Below are 14860 nucleotides of genomic sequence, written 5' to 3' on the forward strand. Positions count from 1 at the left end.
CCCGTGTCGGCACCAGATAAGTCAGCGATTCAGACACCTGCCGGCTTGTCCATTGTTCAGGCTGGTCACCGCCGCATAACGTTGATACGGTATTCGCCAGCAGGCACCCCAGAAATAACCGTTCCAGCGGGGTTTTGTCGGGGAACACGCCTGACAGTGCAAGACTGTCCAGCATAATCAGTTCATTCTTTGGCATCACGTTCTCCCTTTAAGCCCAACGCTGCCCGGATATATTGCGCCTGAGGATGTTGCAGCGCATATTCACGCAGGGCGCAAAACCGCTCAGCGTATCCGTCCAGCTTCATCAGCGCCGTCAGATAACCCAACACGCTCAGGGTTACCATCAGCCCAAAGGCATCGGCGGAGACTTCACCGTTAAAGTCAGTCGTACCCACGTTGACCACAGCGGAATCCGACCGTGCCGGCACGATATAGGCGATGCGGTCTGACACCTTCCGGTACTGCCATCGGTCACACCGGTCATCGTCACACAGCACGGCAGCAGCTTTAATGAACGTGTGCTCCAGCAACATCAGTTCCAGTGAACCGGTGTGCGGAAAAATTTCAGCAAAAGGGGAGCGTTCAGCCGGGGACACAGTGTGCACTGTGGCCGGGGTAGTATTTTGTTGCATGGTATTCTCCTGATAAAAACAACGGAGAACACCTGACCCAATGGGAAACGTGTTCCCCGTTGGGTGACTGGCCTGTTGGCCATGATGAATGAGATTAAGAAACCTTCATCGTCATCAGACTGACGATATCTGCTTCCAAAGGTGCGCAGATGTACCACACCGTGGTGTACTCCCTTGCAGGCTACGGGAGTGTGGGTGTCGCTGCCCGAAGGTGATCCTCACAAGCGACCGGATCATGGATAAGTCTGACTACGCTAATAAACGAAATCCTCAGGTCAATGGGTAATTCATTTCCCGGGACAAAAAATAATGTCAGGAACACGATGGGCTTTTGGGGGGTGCCGGGGACAGGCTGTCAATACGCGGTGACCCGTTCTGGCCGTTTGGTCTAACACGTTTATGCCCCCAAACGTGTTAGTGCGCTCTTATCCTACATCATCAATTTTTCGTTTAATTAACTTTCCCTAATAAATGCAATGTGTCTAGAAAAGTGATGGAGCATCACTACTGAGAATGATTATATTCACAAATATTATATCTCGCCATTTAATACCAACCCCTTGCATGAGATGATGAATAAATATATTAATGCTGTTAATTGAAATTTTACTTTAAAGGCTACCACATTATTTGCTGGTACTCATAAGAAGGGAAACGGCCATGCATCTTGAGGCAATAAACCTGATGAATTTTAGAAGTTTTGGACCTGAAGGTGAGTGCATATCTATCGATCCTGATCTTACAACCTTGGTTGGAGCGAATGGTGCTGGTAAAACAGCGCTTATGCAAGCCTTACAAAGAATGTTTGGAATATCTAATGAACAACGAGTGCTCCGTCGTCAAGATTTTCATATCCCGTCCTCGGAAGAGGAAGCTCCCAGTAGGCGTACTCTGACGCTTGAAGCCATTGTCGCTTTCCCCGAATTGGATAATGAAGACGGTGATCACTCCGTGATACCAGACTTCTTTCACCATATGAGCATGGAAGATGAGAACGGTAAACTAAAGTGCCGTTTTCGCTTGGACGCGGAATGGGAAGATGACGGTTCAATAGATGGCTACATTACGAGTCAATTTTGTGCAGTTACAACATGGGGAGAGCCAGACAAGGATGATTTTCACAATGTACGTCCCGCGGATCGCTCTCGAATCCAATTGATTTACGTGCCAGCCACAAGATGTGCAGCCTCCCAAGTATCAGCATTTTTGAAGGGACGGCTTTGGAAGGCTATTAACTGGTCAGAGCAGGTTCGCACCTCTTTTACTGAGAAGGCTACAGAGCTAAATGAGGCCTTTGAGGGGGAAAATGCGATTAGTACCGTGACCAGAAAGCTTACTGAGCGATGGCAAGAGCTGTACTCAGCAGGAACTGATAGTACACCGAGATTTCGTCCAGTTGATCTACGTTTTGAAGAATTTGTTCGTAAGGTAGAAGTATTGTTGCACCCCGATGAAAGTGGCAGAGATCGAAGCATCGAGGAGTTAAGCGATGGTCAAAGTTCTTTGTTTCACATCGCCATGACTTCAGCAACTCTCGACGTTGAAACCGAGATCTTAGCTCAACCAGAGAGTGAAGATTTTTTAGGTGCAGACTTGCCTTTACCTTCGTTGACTATTTTAGCTCTTGAGGAACCAGAGAATAATCTTGCTCCATACTATCTATCTAGAATCATAAGTCAGATCAGTAGCCTAGCGCATGGTACAAGAGCACAAGCCGTGATATCTAGCCATTCGCCTAGCATTCTTGCAAGAATTCAACCGACACAAGTAAGGCACTTCAGACTAGCAATAGAATCAAATACAACAGTCGTTCGCCAACTGACTTTGCCCGATGATGGGAATGAAGCTGCAAAGTATATCCAACAAGCGGTTAGAACTTATCCCGAATTGTACTTTGCTAAAGTGGTGGTGCTCGGAGAAGGAGCTTCGGAAGAGGTAATTATACCAGCTATCTCAGAAGCGATGGGTATACCAATCGATAAGTCTTTTGTCGCCATGGTTCCGCTAGGGGGCCGCCATGTGAATCACATGTGGCGTTTGCTGACAGAATTAAAAATACCGTTTGTTACATTGCTTGATCTAGACTGGGGACGCTTTGGTGGTGGTTGGGGAAGGATCAAAAACGTAATCTCCAAGCTAATAGTGTTTGGGATAGCGCCAAACAAGATATTTGGGAAATACCTTAACCCCCAAGGGTACAAGTATAACCTTGCGGCATTTGATTCCGAACAAAGTGATAATTTACCTAATATCATCGCCTGGACTAACTGGCTGAGAAACTTCAATGTGTATTTTTCCAGTCCATTAGACATCGATTACTCGATGCTGAAAGCTTTTCCTCAGCAATACAAGGTTGCTCCAGATGAGAATTCTTCCGGACCCTCTAGCCGTGGTGCATCTGGTGATGCCGTTATGGGTGATGAGGGAAATCCTGAATTCTATGTTGATGATCTTCTGAATCTACGCTGGTACAGATACTTATTCTTAGGGCGAGGTAAGCCAAGTACGCACATCCGAGTACTAGGAACTATCTCTCCAGAACAGTTGGCCCAGAATGCACCTGAAGAATTACGAGCTTTAGTTCAATCTATTCACAAAGCCCTTCAAGGCTAAGAGGAAAAGTGAAGTTTATTCAACCTGAGCAATGGAATCCCCAAGGAATCTACGAGCTTGAACACAATGCTTGGCTTGCATTGAAGCGACTAGAGTCTACAAGTGTCATCGCAGGCCCAGGAGCAGGGAAAACAGAATTTTTAGCACAAAAAGCAGCATATCTGCTTGAGACAGGATTATGCCCAGCAAACAAGAAAATCCTAGCTATATCATTCAAGACTGATGCTGCAAAGAACCTTGCAGATAGAGTGAAAGAACGTTGCCCGGAAGAACTAGGTAGTCGATTTATTTCGATGACGTTTGACGCTTTTACTAAGAACATAGTTGACCGATTTTATTCTGCAATTCATGATGACTGGAAGCCATCAAAGCAGTACGAAATAATCTATCCAACCAAAAAGAATGTAAGTGATTTTTGGCAGAGTCTTCACAGCAGAGTTCTGGCTAATTATCAGCCTTCAATCGTGAGTGCAGTAAGACAATTGACGGATAGCACATTTGAAAGCAGTGTAGTTGGTTCTTGGAGGATTCCGGCACACGGTCTTCAAGCCGCTCAATCAGCTAGAGATTACATCATTGTTAGCTGGTTACTTGAGCAAATTAGAGCTTCTAGTAATGGCAAATCAAGCCTCTCCTTTACTACCTTGAATAGGCTCGCTGAATATATTATTCGCACTAATGATCATGTACGTAGAGCTATTAAGGGGACGTATCCATTTGTCTTTATAGATGAATTTCAGGATACAACTTATGCCCAGTATGACTTTCTCTTGTCAGCTTTTGGCTCAAGTGAGGCAGCTGTAACGGTTGTTGGAGATTATAAGCAAAGAATTATGGGTTGGGCGGGAGCCCGAGGTGATGCATTTCATCAGTTTGAGGCCGATTTTTCGGCACAACGATACTCACTACTATTCAATCACCGCTCCTCATCTGAATTAGTTAAAATACAACATGTTATAGCACAATCAATTGACCATCAGGTGAGAGAAGTTCAAACAACTAATCATAATAAAATATCCGGTGATGCAGCGTGGATTTGTGTTAGTAGTAACATAGAATATGAGGCCAGTTACTTTGCGCAGTGGATTGCAGATGATATAAGAAGCCGGTCGCTGAAACCAAGAGACTATTGTGTTCTTGTGCGTCAGAAACCTGAGGATTATGAACAACAACTATCCTATTGTTTAATTCAGCACGGACTTAGCTTACGCAATGAAAGTATGAAAATAGGCAAAACTACTCTTCAGGATTTACTTTCTGAAGAGCTTACTATTTTATTCTCAAGCCTGCTAAGGTTGGGACTAGGACAGCGAAATGCTCAAGTTTGGAGCCAATTGTCAGCAAAGATACAGATAATTCGTAACATGAGCCAAGAAGATGAAAAAGCCCTGAGGATTGTTGAACATCAACTATCAGATTTTATTTCCGAACTGCGGAGATTGATGAAGAAGCAATTCACTTCAAATAACTCTCACCTCATCTTTGAACGAGTCATAGCTTTTATCGATTTGGACGATCTTCGAAAAACATATTCTCGTTACGCAACAGGAGATCTACTTGAAATAAACCTTGCGGCCCTTGATGAATTTTTTAGAAACTGTGTTGATAGACAAAGCTCTTGGGGGGATTTTTTGGATGAGTTTGAAGGTATAAATCATATTCCGCTTATGACCATACACAAAAGTAAGGGGCTGGAATTCGATACAACTATTTTCATGGGGATCGATGACAATGCTTGGTGGTCCTATCAACCTGGTGATTCCGAAGGGTTATCAACGTTTTTTGTTGCATTGTCTCGCGCTAAACAAAGGGCAATATTTGCTTATTGCCAACAAAGAGGGCAAAGAACTAAGGTCTCAGAATTTTACACATTGCTAGCTACTGCTGGTGTTCAGGAGTATGTAATCCAGCCAGTTTGATGGTCTTGCATTATGTGGATTTAGAAGTGATCATACGATTGTTTTGAATATCTTGTTCGTCCAGTACAGCAACCTTTACCCTAGAGATTGTAATAGCAAACTAAAATTGGTCATAAAGTTATGTAATTGAGAGCCACAACCACAGACAACTTAGCCATACTAAAACTAATTTATGAAATGCTAACTAAGCAAAGCCACTAACTCATTTCTGTCCAAAAGTGAGTTAGCGTAACAAGGAATAATCGCCTAAGATTCAAGATTGCTTTGCTTATATTCCAATGACCAGAGCAGCAGACCGTGTGTGCTCCAATACAACTTATTCGCCCTCAATATTCTGGTAATACACCTGCTTAATATAACGTCCGCGCCCGTCGCCATGACCTAAATCCATCGACACCAGTGCCAGCGCTTCCTGCTCGCTGAATCCTTGCGCTATATAATGTTCCCCGGATTGCTGAGCAAAATGGTAGCGCATACTGTGCGGGGCATTCTTACCCGCCAGTCCAGAGCTTCTGACAATATATCGGTAGCGGTTTATGGCCTGCGTGATCGTCGGTTTATCAATCAGTTTTCCACCCCGCTCTGCCTGCTCTCGCTCGGCATAAGCAATGGCATGTTGCAGCGCTGCCCGATCCAATATGGTCGTCTGCCTCGGCCGTCCGCCTTTGGTGCCAAATATCACCCGCACAGAGGTCTGCCCATTTTCCAGTGCTTTTTTCCAGGTGGCTAACGATTTATAGGCTTCCACCGCTTCTTTGGTACGCAACCCCAGCACATACGCCAGCTGCATCACCGCCGCCACGCGCCGGTCTTTTTGCTCGACCTGCTGAAATATTTCACGGAACGCAGCCGGTGCCAACGCCGTTTTAGTTCCTTTTCGGTTTACTGCAACAATACCGAGTGCCCGGTTGCTCAAACGGACATTATCGGGATCAGCCAGCTTATGCTTTCCGGCCTGCGCTAAAACGCTTCTCAGCACGGACATTTCATTTTGCAGGGTTCGGTGGCTAATATGATTGGCCTTTCTCTCTGCAATATAGTGTTCAATATATTTGACTTTAAGGCTGTCCATCTGCCGGAGCTTAATGCCTTTATCCTTGAAAAAGTTAAGAAACTGCCGGGCAATCCGTTCACGATCGGCAACCGTGGCAAAGCTCCCACCCGCTTGTCGGGCATGGGTAATAAATGCTTTCCTGAACAACTCAATTTTTGAACGTGCCGATTTCTGCGCCATTCCCGCCTCTCTTGCTACTTTTTCATTTTTAGTCGTTTTTAAAACAATTCCCTGCGTGTCGGTTCAGGTTCACCGTTCCGTGGTGCGTCAGACAATGTGTAGCAGGGCGGGATTGTGTTGAGTTATTGCAGGAGCTCGCGACGTGCTCAGCACAGCGATGACATGCTCCCCGTTCAGGGCCTGATCAGTTCAGGATGAACGCCTCATTATCTTGACGTGATTCATTTCTCCTTAATTTTTACTGCATCAGCCTGCAATCAGGCAGTGGGTTGAAAATCCGATAGGACAATCGTTTATTAATCAGACAACAGGGTGGTTAATAGTCTGTTTTACGTGGTTTCACTGAGTAATGCGGGATTCAAATCGGTCGTAAAGCCAGACCGGATGGGCTCTGGACGTTTGCCGCTTTGCGGCGTCACTTGGTAATCGCTGCGCTTCAACACAAGTGACGCCGCGCAATATGCGGGACGTTTATCGTGATAAATTCAAAACGCAGTTAAATTTTGTACCGATGAAAACGGTCTTAAGGTGAACGTAAGACAGAGCCTATTCTGCCCTGCCAGTGTGATAGCCGGTGGTGAACACACCGGGAGACTTTCATCATCAGACGGAGGGTTAGGTGTCCGAAGATATCTGCTTCCAAAAGTGCGCAGATTTACCGCAATGTTTGCACTCCCTTTCAGGCTACGGGAGTTTTAATTTCGCCACCTCATGGGTGATCCTTGCAGGCGATGAGATCACTGAGATAACAGTGACAGAGGTTAATGACTGCATTCGCTCCGGTCAACCTTTTGTTTGACGCAGTGCTTTATTTTATCCCGGATATGTTTAATTCAATTAATTCTCTGTTTCGCTAAAAAAGATAAAAACCATTTTTATATTTCCTATATAAAAATTATCACAAAGTGATATTAACGCTATATGGCAACAGATGATGTATCCCTATTTTAAATTTAACTCAAATAACAATTATTATTATGACGACTTATTTAATAATGGCGTTAATAAATGCGCTTATTTATTCAAAAATGATTTCTGTGATATTAATCATAAAACGAGAATGATCATGACTTTTAAATTTTCTTTATATTTAATATTCAAGTTTTTATGTCATTTTTGCGCTATTTCTTGACAGAAATGGATAAAATAACCGCACTTCCATAGATAAAAAATCAGCATATTATACCAGAACGGCAAGTATTTTAATTTTTTACGCTGTTATTGCCGGGGAAGATTTTCTATTTCACTGAGTCTTATTTGGTTTTTATCCGCGCGTTATTTATTATTCCCACTATTTTACTGAACCGAATTAACCGATTTATTGGACAATAAATTGCGTCCTGGATTAATACCTTTGTCAGCGACAACGTGAGTGAAGTTTAAATTGTGTGCCGTACTGTTTGTCCGGACAGGCCATGCCAGCAGTTTGCCGGGGGGTATCAGAAACGCTATCCCCGGTGGTGGCTTTGCGGGCGGGCTGGCCCAAAAAGCGGCTTCCGGACACAGTGCAGCCAGCAAAGCCCTGCAAAAAGCCAGTCAGTTACCGGGCGGCAGTGGGGGTGCAGGAAGTTCCCCCAGTGGTCTGCAATTTACGCTGACGGCAGGCGGTTTACCCCCGGAAACCTTTGTGGTGACCGATTTCACCCTGAGTGAACATTTTTCCCAGCCGTTTCAGCTGGAAGTCGGGCTGGGGAGTGCTGATCCGGCGATTGATTTTCCAGCGGTACTCGATCGCACGGCTACGCTGACTATCACGCAGGATGGCGTCGAACAACGCAGTATCACCGGAATTGTAGCCGGCTTTGAGCAGGGCAATACCGGGTTACACCAGACCACCTACCAGATGAGTATCCGTCCGGATTTGTGGCGCACAACGCTGCGCCAGAATTCGCGTATCTTCCAGCAACTGAATATTGCCGCCATTATCACCACGATACTGAAAGAGCACGGTATCCGTGATGTGGTCTTCAGTCTGCGCCATGCCCACCCTGAACGGGAGTTTTGCGTGCAATATCAGGAAACAGATTTCGCTTTCCTGCAACGTCTGACGGCGGAAGAAGGTATTTTCTATTTCTTTGAATGCGGTAACGGACGCAATACGCTGGTGTTTGCCGATGACTGTGGCTCGGTACCACTGGGCAAGGTTTTTCCTTATCAACCGGGGGAGACCAGCACGATAGGTGAGCCGTCTGTCAGCAGTCTGACTCATCGGGCGCAGGTTCGTCCGGCAAACGTGCAGCTTAAAGATTATACGTTCAAAAACCCAGCGTGGCCGGCTGAATTCAGCCAGCAGATGAAAGAAGATACTCTTCAGCAACTGTACTACGAACATTATGATTATCCGGGGCGTTTTAAGGATGAAGCCCACGGGAAAGATTTCGCCCGTTACCGGCTGGAAGCGCTGCGTAATAATGCCGTCATGGGACAGGGACGCGGCAATGCCATTGCTATTCAGCCGGGGAAATTATTCACCCTGAGCAACCATCCACGTGAAGATCTGAATCAGCCGTGGCAGGTGGTAGCCACCAGTCATTCCGGCAGCCAGCCGCAAGCGCTAGAAACGGCTAACAGTGGCACAGGTACCACGTTACACAGCCACTTTCACTTTATCCGCCATAACCAGCACTGGCGCCCATCACCGCTGCCGAAACCGGTGATTGACGGCCCACAAATCGCCAAAGTCGTCGGCCCGGCCGGGGAAGAAATCTTCTGTGACCAGTATGGACGTATCCGCCTCCAGTTCCCGTGGGATCGCTACGGCAAGAGCGATGACCAGAGTTCCTGCTGGATACGGGTTACCCAGCCGTGGGCCGGTCAGGGCTGGGGGATGCTGGCTATTCCGCGTATCGGGCAGGAAGTGGTCGTGGATTTTCTGCATGGTGACCCGGATCAACCGATCGTCACTGGGCGCACCTATCACGCCAGCAATATCCCGCCGGGCGGACTGCCGGGCAGCAAAACCCAGATGGCCCTCCGCTCCAAAACCCACAAAGGTGAAGGTTACAACGAGCTGTTGTTTGAGGATGCGAAAGGCAGTGAGCGGCTGGCTCTGCATGCACAGAAGGATATGCAGACGACGGTAAAACATGACCAGAGTTTAGTTGTGGAAGCCGGTAACCGAAGCCTGCTCATTCAGACGGGAGATGAATATAAAACCGTGCAGCAAGGCAACCTGACCGAGAACATCTGCCAGAAACGCAGTACACAAGCCAATGTGGTACAGGTGAAAGCAAACGCCGGTAAAGCCGGGGCGGGAACTCAATTGTATGAAGCCCAGGATGATATCACGCTGAAAGTCGGCAGCGGCACCATCCAAATGACGAAAGCCAACATTAAAATTTCGTTCGGGGGCGCCAGTATTGAACTCAATGCCAGCGGGGTTACCGTATTAGGTGGCCAGGTTAACATCAACAAATAACGCATAGTTATTTTTAAATTGCGGCAAGCCAGAAGGAACTTCCATGAACAATCAACCTGATCTCGCGCCTTTCCACTTCAATCAAGGCACTATTATGCTACCCGCCAGCTGGCAGGATGCCAGTATTCTGGTGTTGAACAGCCCAGATGAAAAAAATGGCACCAGTTTCACCATCTCCCGCGACAACTTACCTTGGGGACTGGCATTCAGTCAGTACGCTGAGCGTGAAATGACGGCGATTGGCAAGCAACTGAAAGATTATGAAGCAGTAACGCATGAATCCGGTGAGCTGAACGGGTTTGAGACCGAGACCTTTGAGTTTCGCTGGCGTTCGCCGAACGGTGTGGTGCATCAGCTGATGATGATGCTCAATGCTCCCACTCAGGTGTTAATATTCACCGGTACCTGTCAGGGGGAAATGACTGACGTACAGCGAGCGCAAATGCAGGCGATGATGATGACATTCAAACTGCGTGACATGCAAACGTCAACACCAAGATCTTGACAGGGAGGCAGCTATGAGTGTCACACAAAATATCATGTTTGGCGCAGCAGCGGCAGGGCGGCCGTATATTCCGCCGCAGGTCTACGTGCCGTCATCAGCACGGGAGGGGCCGCCCCTTCCTGTACCACCACAAACTGAACCCTCCTTTTCGGATAAGGCTCTGACTTTTTTACAAAGTGAAACGTTCGAAAATATGAGTCTAACTGCCGCAGGGACTTATGCTTTTGCTACCAAGGGACCGGTCGGCGGTGCGGCGTTTGTGGCGGGCGTGGCTTCGGCAAAACTCGGGGCGAAAATCGGCACATGGGTGGGGGATGCGATCGCCCCCACGGTAGCACCGGTGCTTGCCGGTATCTTTGGGCAGCAGAAAGTATCCACTGAAGGTGAGAATCCAGCGCGGGTGGGAGATGCGATTGCTCATCAGAACAAAAATGCGAGCCTGTGGGGGGCGTTAGGAGGGATTTTAATCGGGGCAGTGGCAGCGGTTGTGGTTGGCGCTCTGGTGATCGGCACGGGCGGGGCCGCTCTGGCGATTGTCGTGGGGGCCGCTGCCGGGGGACTGGCGGGGGGATTTGTCGGAGGCGTCTGTTCCAGTATCGGTGCCGCACTCGGGAACTACGGCAGCAATACCGGGACAATTATCGAGGGATCGCCCGATGTATTCTTTGAGGGTAAACCGGTCGCACGGAAAGGCGATCCCGTGGCGTGCAGTGATCATCCGCCGGGGGTGGTTGCCGAGGGCGCGAAAACCGTGTTTGCCAATGGTAAGCCGATTGCCCGGCTGGGGCACCGCACGACCTGTGACGCCAATATCAACAGTGCGGCGGGATCGATTGCTATCACTCAGGAAACAGGAGAGGCTCTTCCTATTTTGCAGGAGGACAACAAGTGGTTGCAGTGGTTGGTGGTGATTGCCGGATTGCTGCCGTTGCCGCACAATAAAAAAAGCGGAGCGAATTCTAAGAAACCGAGAGAATCGGCGCAAAAACAAAGTAAAAACCCCAAAAAAGATGATTGTTGTAGTGATCCGGTCGACATGGCAACCGGGGATTTTCTGCAACAGTGGCCGATGCTCTCCCTGCCGGGCACCTTGCCGCTGTCACTGACCCGTACTTACCGTTCAACCGAAAATTTTGCCGGCCTGTTCGGTCCTAAGTGGTCTGATGACTGGTCGCAGCAGTTGAGGCGAGCGGGGGAAGTGACGCATTTTACCGATGCAGATGGTGTTGTCTACACCTTCCATACGCCGGATGAAAACGTGTTTTCGGTTAACCTGCATGCCGGGCATTATCTTTTGTTTGGCACGTTAACAGGTGGGTTGCACCTGTTTGATCGTCAGACGCAATTAACGCTGAGTTTTGAACAGTCGGCAGGCGATAAACGTTTATTGTCTGCGATCCGTGACCGTCACAATAACCAAATCACTTTCCATTATGATGATCCCTTTGGAGAGCAACAATACCGGCTGTCACAGGTTATCCATTCCGATGGTTATCGCTTATTACTGGACTACGACCAAAACCGCTTGGCTTCTATCGCGTACCTGACTGAAGAACTGCGCCAGACGCTGGTCACCTGTCAGTACAACGCACAAGATTATCTGTCAGAATGCCATTCGTTTCAGTTCAGTCACCTCTGGCACGAATACGATCCCCGTGGCTATATGACCCGCTGGCATGACACGGATTCAACAGATGTGTCGATGGAGTATGATAACCGGGGGCGGGTAGTCTCGGTCAGCACGCCACAAGGCTACTGGCAGGATCGTTTTTTATATGATGATGTCAACCAGGTCACGACCTATCTGGATGCAGAAGGCGGCTGTACCCGCTATTGGTACAATGAGGACGGCCAGATCACCCGCAAAGTTGATCCTCTGGGGCGGGAAACTCTACTGGAATGGGATCTGAGCCATCTACTCTCTGAAACCGATCCTCTGGGCAGAAAAACGCAGTTTGAATATACGCCCTACGGTGAACTGACCCAACTGACACGGCCTTCCGGTGAGGTATTTGTCTACGATTATGATGAATACGGTCAACTGTTGCAGGCCAAACTGCCGGATGGCAAAACGTGGCTTTTTCACTACAGCGACCAGGGCGCACTGGATGCGGTGACCGACCCGCAAGGTCGATTGGAAGAGTACCGTTACAACCAGCATGGCGAAATCCTCAGACGGGTACTGCCGGATGGCACCCAATGGCGTTATGAATATGAACAACACCGGCTTCATGGTGTTCTGGCGCCCAATGGTTATACCACCCGCTATGAACAGGATGGACTGGGGCGATTGCGTGGTATAACCGATGCGCTGGGTCAGCAAACCCGTTATCAGCACTGTGCATTCCATGCCAGCCCGGAAAGCAGCGTCACGGAAATTGAATTGCCGGATGGGGTAAAACAGCACATCAGCTATGACAATGAACGCCGGGTCACGGCGGTTACCGATGGCGAGGGTAATAGCACCCGTTATAGCTATGGCGCCTTTGACCTGCTGACTCAGCTCACCCGCCCGGATGGGACGGTTCTGCATTTTGGTTATGATCGCTTAATTCGCCTGAACTGCGTGACGATGGCCACCGGTGAAACGTATCGCTATGAGCGGGATTTAGCCGGGCAAATTATCCGTGAAACCGATTTTACAGGACGTACGATCGACTATACCTATGATCGGGCAGGGCGCCGAATCCTGACACGGTATCCCAACGGCCAGTTGATCCGGGTTTGTTATAATGCTAACGACCAGATTTTGCGGCAGGAATACTGGCAGGCCGGAAAACTGGAATATACCTTGCAGGCCGAGACTGCCTATACCTACGACCCCAAAGGCAGGATGATCCGGGCCGTCTCCGCGGATGCAGTGGTGGAATTTGATTATGATGAGGCCGGGCATCTGATAAGTGAGCGTCTGAACGGGCGTGAAATCTCGCATGAATGGGATGACCTCAACGACCTGCCTGTCGCAGAAACAGTGGGCAAAGATACACTGCATTTGGGTTATAACCGGATGGGCTGGTTAGACCGTTTCCAGTTTAACCAACACAGCCCGCTGTCTTTACAGTATGACCCACTGGGACAAGAAACGGTGCGGGAAAGCGCCCACGGCTTTATCCTGGCCAGCCGCTATACCGCAACGGGTTTGCTGTCTCATCAGTCAGCAGGCCAGTCAACTCCCCTGTTCCGGGAAACCCTGCAACAAAACGATCCTCACTTCCCCCCACAAGCCACGGCAGTCAACCGTAGTTGGCAATATGACCGGGCGTATAACATCCGGGTGATTGATGATGGCCGCTGGGGACAGACGCGTTACCGTTACAATACTAACGGTCAGATAACACAGACCCTGTATCAGGGGGCACGCCCGTATGAAGAGCAGTTCAGTTATGATGCCAATGGCAACTTAAACCAGCATATTCCGACAGATGCGCACGGTGCAATCACACAAATCACGCAACGCCAGAAAGCGGGGCGGGTGGTGCAGTACGGCAATATCCGTTATCGTTACGACACCAGCGGGCGACTTATTGAAAAAACCGAGCAGCGTAACGGTTTCCGCCCACAAATCTGGCGCTATCGCTGGGATGTGCTGAATCAACTGACGCAATGTGAAACCCCGGACGGCTCACGCTGGCACTATCAATACGATGCGTTTGGGAGGCGTATCCGCAAGCTGAAATTATATGATGGTAAACTGGCCACCGCCAATTTACAGCGCTGGCTAGACGGTAAACCGGATTTAACAGTGAAACCCGATGCCATTTTGGGCTATGATTATTTGTGGAGCGGCGACCAGCTCATTGAGGAAACCCCGCTTTATGCCGATGGTACACCGGTGGAAAATCAGCGCATCCGCTGGTTATACGAGCCGGGCGCACTGACACCTTCGGCACGCGCTGAGCGGGGCAAACTGCACTATATCGTCTGTGACCATCAGGGTACGCCGCGCGAGATGCTCAATGAGGAAGGCGGGCTGGTCTGGGCGCAGCGGCTCACCACCTGGGGCAAAGCAGAACGCTCGCAGGTCATCGCCTCCAATGATGTGGATTATCATGTTAACTGCAACCTGCGTTTTATGGGGCAGTACGAGGATGAAGAAAGCGGATTATATTACAATCGGTTTAGGTATTACTCGCCGGAAACCGGGCAGTATATATCGCCGGACCCCATCGGGCTGCTGGGCGGGTTTAATCCTTATGCTTACGTACATAATCCAGTTAACTTCATTGATCCATTTGGATTAACAAATTGTCCATCTTCATTCATAAATGATGATGTTGTTAATCATTCTAGTAAAGGAGACTGGAAGGAAGCTAGTTCTATGCCACCGAGGGATAGAAAAACATTTCCAAACGGAAGGTTAAGTGGTGGGGGACACGGACAATCAGCTATTCGGGAGTTAGAAGCTAGAGGTATCCCTTACAATATAGAGCATACTTATCCTAATGGGGTACGGGTAGGAAATATACCTAACCATGCATCTAAAGCAAAACGCAAAGGAACATTTTCCCAGATAATTCAATTCAACCTTAATGCATGATG

The 14860-nt window shown here is 48.5% G+C and carries 7 protein-coding genes and 1 pseudogene; 5 read left to right on the top strand and 3 right to left on the bottom strand.

Features of this window, described 5'->3' with window-relative positions:
• Together AAC852_RS12185 and AAC852_RS12190 are read right to left on the bottom strand one after the other, a co-directional pair.
• A pseudogene (locus tag AAC852_RS12185) lies at positions 1-196 on the bottom strand (antirestriction protein); the annotation flags it as partial.
• Complete coding sequence (locus AAC852_RS12190) at positions 183-632, bottom strand: antirestriction protein (RefSeq protein WP_340621280.1); 450 nt, start codon at positions 630-632, stop codon at positions 183-185. The pseudogene AAC852_RS12185 and the gene AAC852_RS12190, both read right to left, overlap by 14 nt.
• Positions 633-1292: 660 nt before the next feature.
• Between AAC852_RS12190 and AAC852_RS12195 the strand changes: the two genes are divergently transcribed.
• Together AAC852_RS12195 and AAC852_RS12200 are read left to right on the top strand one after the other, a co-directional pair.
• The gene (locus AAC852_RS12195; protein ID WP_340621281.1) at positions 1293-3245 is read left to right on the top strand and encodes an ATP-dependent nuclease; all 1953 of its coding nucleotides are present in this window, start codon (positions 1293-1295) and stop codon (positions 3243-3245) included.
• Between the two features lie 8 nt (positions 3246-3253).
• A complete protein-coding gene (locus AAC852_RS12200) occupies positions 3254-5164 on the top strand; it encodes a UvrD-helicase domain-containing protein (protein ID WP_340621282.1) in 1911 nt (636 codons plus the stop codon).
• Between the two features lie 316 nt (positions 5165-5480).
• On the opposite strand, the gene AAC852_RS12205 is transcribed toward AAC852_RS12200, so the two are convergent.
• Positions 5481-6398, bottom strand: a complete 918-nt coding sequence (locus tag AAC852_RS12205) for an integrase domain-containing protein (protein WP_340621283.1) — start codon at positions 6396-6398, stop codon at positions 5481-5483.
• A 1372-nt stretch (positions 6399-7770) separates the two neighbouring features.
• On the opposite strand from AAC852_RS12205, the gene AAC852_RS12210 reads away from it, so the two are divergent.
• From AAC852_RS12210 to AAC852_RS12220, 3 genes are all read left to right on the top strand, one after another.
• On the top strand, positions 7771-9816 hold the full coding sequence (locus AAC852_RS12210; protein WP_422824296.1) for a type VI secretion system Vgr family protein: 2046 nt from the start codon (positions 7771-7773) through the stop codon (positions 9814-9816).
• A gap of 94 nt (positions 9817-9910) precedes the next feature.
• Positions 9911-10321 (top strand): DcrB-related protein, encoded by a 411-nt coding sequence (locus tag AAC852_RS12215; RefSeq protein ID WP_340621284.1) that lies wholly within the window; start codon positions 9911-9913, stop codon positions 10319-10321.
• Between the two features lie 13 nt (positions 10322-10334).
• Positions 10335-14858, top strand: a complete 4524-nt coding sequence (locus tag AAC852_RS12220) for an RHS repeat-associated core domain-containing protein (RefSeq protein ID WP_340621285.1) — start codon at positions 10335-10337, stop codon at positions 14856-14858.
• Positions 14859-14860 lie beyond the last annotated feature (2 nt).

The sequence above is a fragment of the Xenorhabdus siamensis genome, assembly GCF_037996745.1.
Classification (GTDB): Bacteria; Pseudomonadota; Gammaproteobacteria; order Enterobacterales; family Enterobacteriaceae; genus Xenorhabdus; species Xenorhabdus indica.

What these genes read in the sequence shown, in the direction of transcription:
- AAC852_RS12190 (WP_340621280.1), bottom strand. Translation starts at nt 632, where the DNA reads ATGCAACAAAATACTACCCCGGCCACAGTGCACACTGTGTCCCCGGCT.
- AAC852_RS12220 (WP_340621285.1), top strand. Translation starts at nt 10,335, where the DNA reads ATGAGTGTCACACAAAATATCATGTTTGGCGCAGCAGCGGCAGGGCGG.
- AAC852_RS12205 (WP_340621283.1), bottom strand. Translation starts at nt 6,398, where the DNA reads ATGGCGCAGAAATCGGCACGTTCAAAAATTGAGTTGTTCAGGAAAGCA.
- AAC852_RS12215 (WP_340621284.1), top strand. Translation starts at nt 9,911, where the DNA reads ATGCTACCCGCCAGCTGGCAGGATGCCAGTATTCTGGTGTTGAACAGC.
- AAC852_RS12195 (WP_340621281.1), top strand. Translation starts at nt 1,293, where the DNA reads ATGCATCTTGAGGCAATAAACCTGATGAATTTTAGAAGTTTTGGACCT.